Raw genomic sequence first — 6,050 nt, forward strand, 5'->3', positions numbered from 1 at the left:
TTTAGGCCGCAGGTAAGGAAGCAAAGTGCCATGACTAGGCTGCCCCCCAATCCCGTCGAGCCCGGCACCTCTTTTCAGGGGCCAAACGTTGATCATCATGCATCTGCCAACACGCCGGTCAATTCTCGAGCCAAGTCCATCGGGATTGACCGGACGCGTGGCAATGATCCTAAGAGCCACACCTCACTTTCTCGTCATAGTGACGTGCTGGATCGGTTGGTGGACGTCACGATCGAGAGCGCGCTCGAGCTCAGTTCGATCGATGCAGTTTCGCGCATCAATCTAGACGAGGCGCGCGCCCCGCCAGGTCAGATCGAGCCAAGCTCGGAACTCGCTTGGCTTAATGAGCCCAATCTCGCGCACAGTCTGCTCTCCTTCGTGACGCCGCGCTTACGTCATTCGCATGTTCTGCGTCCAGAGCAACACGGCCTTCTTCTGGAGCGTTTGGCTGATACGCTATCAGCCGCGCCAGAGGATTTGGTTTCACGTGAAGGGGCCGCGCTTCTGCAACTGGAGCTGCAGCGATTAATCCTGCTCCGGCAGAGTCACAACGGCTTGATCAAAGGCTAGCGATGGCCGGGCCAGACAAAGTACAACACTTCACATCTACACAGCGCGTTTCCGAAGCCGGCGCTGTCGAGCTGATCTCCGGGCCGGAGCGAGATTTGCTCTGCGTGCTTTCTTATGTCTACCTTGCGTGCGGACAGAGCGCCAAGAGCCTGGCTCTGTTGCGGCTGGCCGCTCACGAACAGTCCCAAGATGTCGGCCTGCTCCGCATCTTGGCCTACGCTCTCATCTTGGAGCGTCGCGGTGACGAAGCACTGTCGGTATTGGATCAGCTTGACAAACTGGATGACGAACCGTCCTCGTGTCTACCCTTGATGCTGATGCGCAGCCACGCGCTGCGTCACGCTGGCCGCATGACCGAAGCGCAAGCCGTCTTCAAACGCTATGTTTTGTTGCGGGGCAGCACAGCTGCAATCAAACAACAATAAGGCTTCTCATGGCCAACCTTCTACGAAATCTCATCACGCGCGCGCCGGCTCACCCGGATTTGATGGTCGCGCTGATGCTTCTTCTTGCGATCGGAATGATGATCATGCCGATCCCGATCGTCATGATCGATATGCTGATCGGCTTCAATCTGGGGTTTGCCATATTGCTGTTGATGGTAGCCCTGTATCTCAACACGCCGCTCGACTTTTCGTCCCTGCCGGGCGTCATCCTGATCTCCACCGTCTTTCGTCTCGCTCTTACCGTTGCAACGACGCGACTGATCCTCGCCGAGGGCGATGCCGGCAGCATCATTCATACGTTCGGCGATTTTGTCATATCCGGCAACATCGCCGTGGGCATTGTCATATTCCTGATCGTGACCATGGTGCAGTTCATGGTTCTCGCCAAGGGCGCTGAACGGGTGGCGGAGGTATCTGCGCGCTTCACGCTCGATGCGCTGCCGGGCAAGCAGATGGCGATCGACGCGGAGCTGCGCAACGGCCATATCGATCAGCACGAAGCCCGCAGCCGGCGCGGCGCGCTGGAGCGAGAAAGCCAACTGCACGGCGCGATGGACGGTGCCATGAAATTCGTAAAGGGCGATGCCATAGCCGGACTAATAGTCATCTGCATCAACATGCTGGGTGGCATCACGATCGGATCGCTCTCCAAGGGCATGTCCCTCGAGGAGGCGATGCACCATTATACCACCCTGACGATCGGTGATGCGCTCATTTCGCAGATTCCGGCCCTGCTGCTGTCAATTACAGCCGCAACCATTGTCACTCGTGTCAACGGTCCTTCCAAACTCAATCTTGGCGCCGATATCGTCAGCCAACTTACGGCCAGCACACAAGCGCTACGCTTGGCCTCCTGTGTCTTGCTTGTGATGGGGTTCGTTCCTGGCTTCCCTTTGCCGCCCTTTGTCATAATGGCCGCGCTGTTCTCCGCTGCCAGCTTTCTCAAGGTTGGCGTGCAAGAGGGCAAGACCGCTCTCAAGGCGGGCGCCGGTCCCACCGGTTCCGCTCCCGCTTCCGCACAGGGTCAGAAGCAAACCGTGCCCGCGGAGGCACTTCCGATTACGCTGTTGCTAGCGCCGAGCCTGATGCAGGCAATCGACGTAGGGGAACTCGAGCAGTGCGTCGCACGGGTTTCGGCACTGGTTTCAGCTGATCTTGGCATCACAATTCCACGCATTCCCGCCCAAAGCGCACAGCACCTGGCCCAATCGCAATTCCGGGTGGATGTCGAAGGAGTGCCGGTGGAAGAGGGCGCCATTGACCCGACACAACTCTTACTTAACGACGACGTGGCGAACATTGAACTGAGCGGGATACCCTTTTGGCAGGACCCAGACACGAATCGGATCTGGATCGAACAAGGCCATGCGCCCGCTCTCAAAGCTGCCGGAATTGGGCACCACCGTCCGAGCGAAATCATCGCCTTGCGCGTCCAGTCGACGTTGACACGCTATGCACAGCGCCTGGTGGGCATTCAGGAAACGCGTCAGCTGCTTAGCCGGATGGAGCGGGAATATGCCGATCTGGTGAAGGAGGTGCTGCGCACGACACCGATCCCTCGCATCGCGGATGTGCTACGCCGCTTGCTGGACGAGGGCATCCCGATCCGGAACACCCGTTTGGTTCTGGAGGCGCTTGCAGAATGGAGCGAACGGGAGCAAAGTGCCGTACTGCTCACCGAATATGTGCGCTCCGTTCTGAAGCGGCAGATCTGTCACCGCTATGCCAACGCCCATCGTGTTGTGGCGGCCTTTATCGTCGAGCGTGAGACCGAGGATATCGTGCGAGGTGCGGTGCGCGAGACCGCTGTCGGTCCCTACCTCGTTTTGGAGGATCGGCAAAGCGAGATGCTACTTGCACAATTTCGCCAGATCCATTCGAGCATCGCGCGCAGTCAGAACCAGCCAGTTATCCTGGGCTCGATGGATATCCGGCGCTTCGTCCGCGGCTTTCTCACCCGCAATGGAATAGACCTACCTGTTCTCTCCTATCAGGATCTCGCCTCGGATTTCACCGTCCAGCCGATTGGCTCCGTCAAACTTGCGCCTGGCAAGGACAAGACTCCTACAGGCGGGCATCGTGACCTCCTCCCTGCGGCCGGCTGACGAGCACAGGTGTAGGGTCGTGAGGTCGCTTATGAATTCATGTAAGATTAATGTTCTGCGACGCTGGCGTAACTTTCGTCGCCATTCGTGCTCGGCCTTTCTCCCCATGCTTGCCATCGTGCTGCTCGCAGGTTGCGCTGACTCGCACAAGTCGGGTCTTTCACAGCAGCCGACGTCTGCGGCAGAGCTGGTCGGGGCCAAGGAGGTCGATCCAGCTATGCGCGAGCGCATCGCTCTCGCCCTCGGTCGGGATGCTGACGAGAAGGCTTTGCGCGATGCGCTGAAGCAACGACCGGAGAATGTTGATGCCGCGATTCCTCTTGCGCGGGCTTTGCTGGCACGCAAATGCCCGAATGATGCGCTTGAGGTGCTCGACGGGATCTTATCGACAGCCCCTGGCGACCTGCGCGCATTGAATGCCAAAGCAGTTGTTCTCGATCACGAGGGCCGACATCGGGAGGCCCAAGAACTCTACCGCCAAGCTCTCGCAGCGGAACCCGCAAACCCAATGCTGCGCAATAACTTCAAACTGTCCCTCGCCCTTGAAGGTAAGACGGAGACCGGCGGCGCCAACCCAGCACCGCAGGCGGACGGCCCGCACTTCGCGGCGCTATCTCGAACGAGCCCATGCGGGAGCGGACCGGAATGGTGACGTCTTGATGCTTAGCTGTCAGCATGCCAACAGCTAGGCTTACCATCAACGCGGAACACTCAATCGGCGGCCGCCCCCGCGACCTCGCCGATATAAATGGAAGGTTTCTTGTTTCAGCGCACCAGCAATTTATCCCGAGGCCGATGAAATCAGAACGAGCGCGACTGATGACCGGTACTACGCGCATCGCCAAGGAATCGCCGGATATACTCTCCTTCCTGAATTCGGCGCCATCGAGTTTCTCCTCTGAATCATTTTCGACTGCAGTCCCGCCATACGCGCTGGTTGACGAGCCACCACTGGTTGAGATCTCAAGATCTTCATTCGAGAACAAGCTGGCAGAGTTTTATGGCGAAGACATAGAGCATATTGCTGCGAATCCGCAGCGATACTCTAGGTCGGATGTCCCGAAAGGCTCGACGCACAGCGGACGTTGCGTTTTGCTTCCGCACGAAGTCTGGTTCGGAGAAAGCGCGATATTTCAGCTATCAGCTCGGGAACAAGAGCGCCGGGCTCCTGAAGAACCGAAGCCGGAGGTCGCCGGAGTGAGCTGCTCAAGCGCAAAAATGATTGGCGCGAACAATTTCCTGGGTGAGATGAACTCACCTCAATAATGGCTTTCCAGGCTACTCATTCGCTTGTCGATAACGCGGGCAATATCTTGCTTGAACATCAGCTCCGGATCGACGGCAACGAACCCTCGTCCTCTCTCACTCTTTCAATCCGGAAGCGAAAGCGCGCGCAGCAGCGTTTGGCTTGTTGAGGTAAGTGACTCGATGATGGTGCTTGATCCCACCAAGCACGAGGACAAATGGAAAAACAAAGGATGCAAATGGCAACGAGCGAGTAAACCGCCCAATAGTGGCAATGCCAGGTGTACCGAGAGTGCGGCAAAGCCCGCGAGCGATCCGTATGAATATATTTTGTGTAGAGCGCACAGGCTCTACACGAAGATAACCGACGTCTTTGACCAGATCGACTTTGGCGCGGTCAGCCTCGCATCTCATGCCCTTCGCCATATAACTCTCGATCAATGATTTCTGCATCCGCGGGGGATGGCGGGATCGCGCTTTTTTTAATAAGCGGGAGTTTCCGTTTTCCTTACGCGGCGCAACATCGGATCTTCCGGCTGTCCAACGCGCGCCGACATTCATCAGGCGATCATTGAACAAATCTGAGCTCCCGGCGGCTAGCAGATTTACTTGGCATGCCCCTCTTACGGTCGGCTTTAGGGTTTAATGTTTGCACGGCACCGCGACGAACGGTGCCGAACCAACGACTCCTTCTTGCCGAATGCGAATGCATCATCCCCCGGGCAACGTAACGGGCCCCTTGGCGCAGCGTCGGCGAGGGCGGAAGCAATAGAGCTGAGCTATCCGGTGGCTGGACGAGGGCCCGCGATGTGCTGGCGGAGATGATGAAGCTATTTGAGCGTCCTATCTGAAGCTCCCACCGATGAATTCCCAACGCGGCCGCTTGCGCGACTGGATCGTTTGGCCAGCATTGCCTTTCATGATCCGACCCATTGGCCAGATGGTGGATGCTTTTCATCGTCGAGCGCAATCAAGCAGGACGTGCAGCGGAACAACTGAAGTATCTCTCGATCTCTGCGATCGCGCGTTCCTCCCACTCTGCAGCTTGTGCTAGCAATGAGTCCCGTTGGATTGGCCGAAATGCGGCGGACTGACGGCACAACGAAGCTATCGCGCGATAGCGGCGCACGTTTTCCATAACGGCCGGTCCGCTCATGTGTAGATCTCCTCCCCTGCTATCCCGGGTAAGAACTTGCTCGAAAACCGTTTTCGATCCGTTAGCGGTCGGAACCGTGAATGGTTGGCAGAACCTTGCCGGCATGACGGGCGCCGATAATGAATGTCTTCCACAAGGATCACATCCACATAAAACCGCTCGGCAGTGCTCCCAACCGGGCGTTTCTGTACCGTTGGCTGCATAGCGGAGTTAGCAATAGCTAGCGCGAGCGAGGCACGTTTCGGCTTGCAATCTCAATCGCGATGACTGTGAACTGGCCTGCTGGAATCCTCACTAACTAATTCAGAACTCCGTCTATTGGTGACTTGAAAGACCAGAGAGCCGGTGCTTTGTCGCCATCCTTTTGCCTCCACAAGCAGCATACGGCCCGCGACTGTGACTGAGCTGGTCCCGCAAATCTGAACAGCGCGATAAGTGGAGTTTCTGCCTGACGGCGGGCAAGATTGACCCGCGAATCAGGAGAGACGATGAGCAGACGAGCACGGCGGAACCACACTCCGGCTTTCA

7 protein-coding genes are annotated in these 6,050 nt (G+C 57.6%); 5 read left to right on the forward strand and 2 right to left on the reverse strand.

What is annotated here, in order from left to right; translation table 11 throughout:
• Positions 1 to 30: 30 nt before the first annotated feature.
• From AC066S_RS36515 to AC066S_RS36535, 5 genes are all read left to right on the forward strand, one after another.
• On the forward strand, positions 31 to 570 hold the full coding sequence (locus tag AC066S_RS36515; RefSeq protein ID WP_126261982.1) for a hypothetical protein: 540 nt from the start codon (positions 31 to 33) through the stop codon (positions 568 to 570).
• 2 nt (positions 571 to 572) lie between these two features.
• The gene (gene sctY / locus AC066S_RS36520; RefSeq protein WP_126261981.1) at positions 573 to 995 is read left to right on the forward strand and encodes a type III secretion apparatus assembly chaperone SctY; all 423 of its coding nucleotides are present in this window, start codon (positions 573 to 575) and stop codon (positions 993 to 995) included.
• An 8-nt stretch (positions 996 to 1,003) separates the two neighbouring features.
• Entirely contained in the window at positions 1,004 to 3,121 is a 2,118-nt protein-coding gene (gene sctV, locus AC066S_RS36525) for a type III secretion system export apparatus subunit SctV (protein ID WP_126261980.1), read from the forward strand.
• A gap of 106 nt (positions 3,122 to 3,227) precedes the next feature.
• Positions 3,228 to 3,773, forward strand: coding sequence for a tetratricopeptide repeat protein (locus AC066S_RS36530; RefSeq protein ID WP_126261979.1), 546 nt, complete (start codon positions 3,228 to 3,230; stop codon positions 3,771 to 3,773).
• A 167-nt stretch (positions 3,774 to 3,940) separates the two neighbouring features.
• Positions 3,941 to 4,387 carry a hypothetical protein gene (locus AC066S_RS36535; protein ID WP_235884916.1) on the forward strand — a complete coding sequence of 149 codons (447 nt, stop codon included), beginning with the start codon at positions 3,941 to 3,943 and terminating at the stop codon, positions 4,385 to 4,387.
• A gap of 96 nt (positions 4,388 to 4,483) precedes the next feature.
• On the opposite strand, the gene AC066S_RS36540 is transcribed toward AC066S_RS36535, so the two are convergent.
• Positions 4,484 to 4,945: a hypothetical protein gene (locus tag AC066S_RS36540; RefSeq protein ID WP_164719127.1), complete on the reverse strand. Its 462-nt coding sequence runs from the start codon at positions 4,943 to 4,945 to the stop codon at positions 4,484 to 4,486.
• Between the two features lie 391 nt (positions 4,946 to 5,336).
• Positions 5,337 to 5,522 (reverse strand): hypothetical protein, encoded by a 186-nt coding sequence (locus tag AC066S_RS36545; protein WP_100233314.1) that lies wholly within the window; start codon positions 5,520 to 5,522, stop codon positions 5,337 to 5,339.
• Between the last annotated feature and the right edge of the window lie 528 nt (positions 5,523 to 6,050).

Source organism: Bradyrhizobium sp. CFUWI (genome assembly GCF_056429085.1).

Coding starts and splice junctions, on each gene's coding strand:
- AC066S_RS36515 (WP_126261982.1), top strand. CDS start 31: ATGACTAGGCTGCCCCCCAATCCCGTCGAGCCCGGCACCTCTTTTCAG.
- sctY (WP_126261981.1), top strand. CDS start 573: ATGGCCGGGCCAGACAAAGTACAACACTTCACATCTACACAGCGCGTT.
- sctV (WP_126261980.1), top strand. CDS start 1,004: ATGGCCAACCTTCTACGAAATCTCATCACGCGCGCGCCGGCTCACCCG.
- AC066S_RS36530 (WP_126261979.1), top strand. CDS start 3,228: ATGCTTGCCATCGTGCTGCTCGCAGGTTGCGCTGACTCGCACAAGTCG.
- AC066S_RS36535 (WP_235884916.1), top strand. CDS start 3,941: ATGACCGGTACTACGCGCATCGCCAAGGAATCGCCGGATATACTCTCC.
- AC066S_RS36545 (WP_100233314.1), bottom strand. CDS start 5,522: ATGAGCGGACCGGCCGTTATGGAAAACGTGCGCCGCTATCGCGCGATA.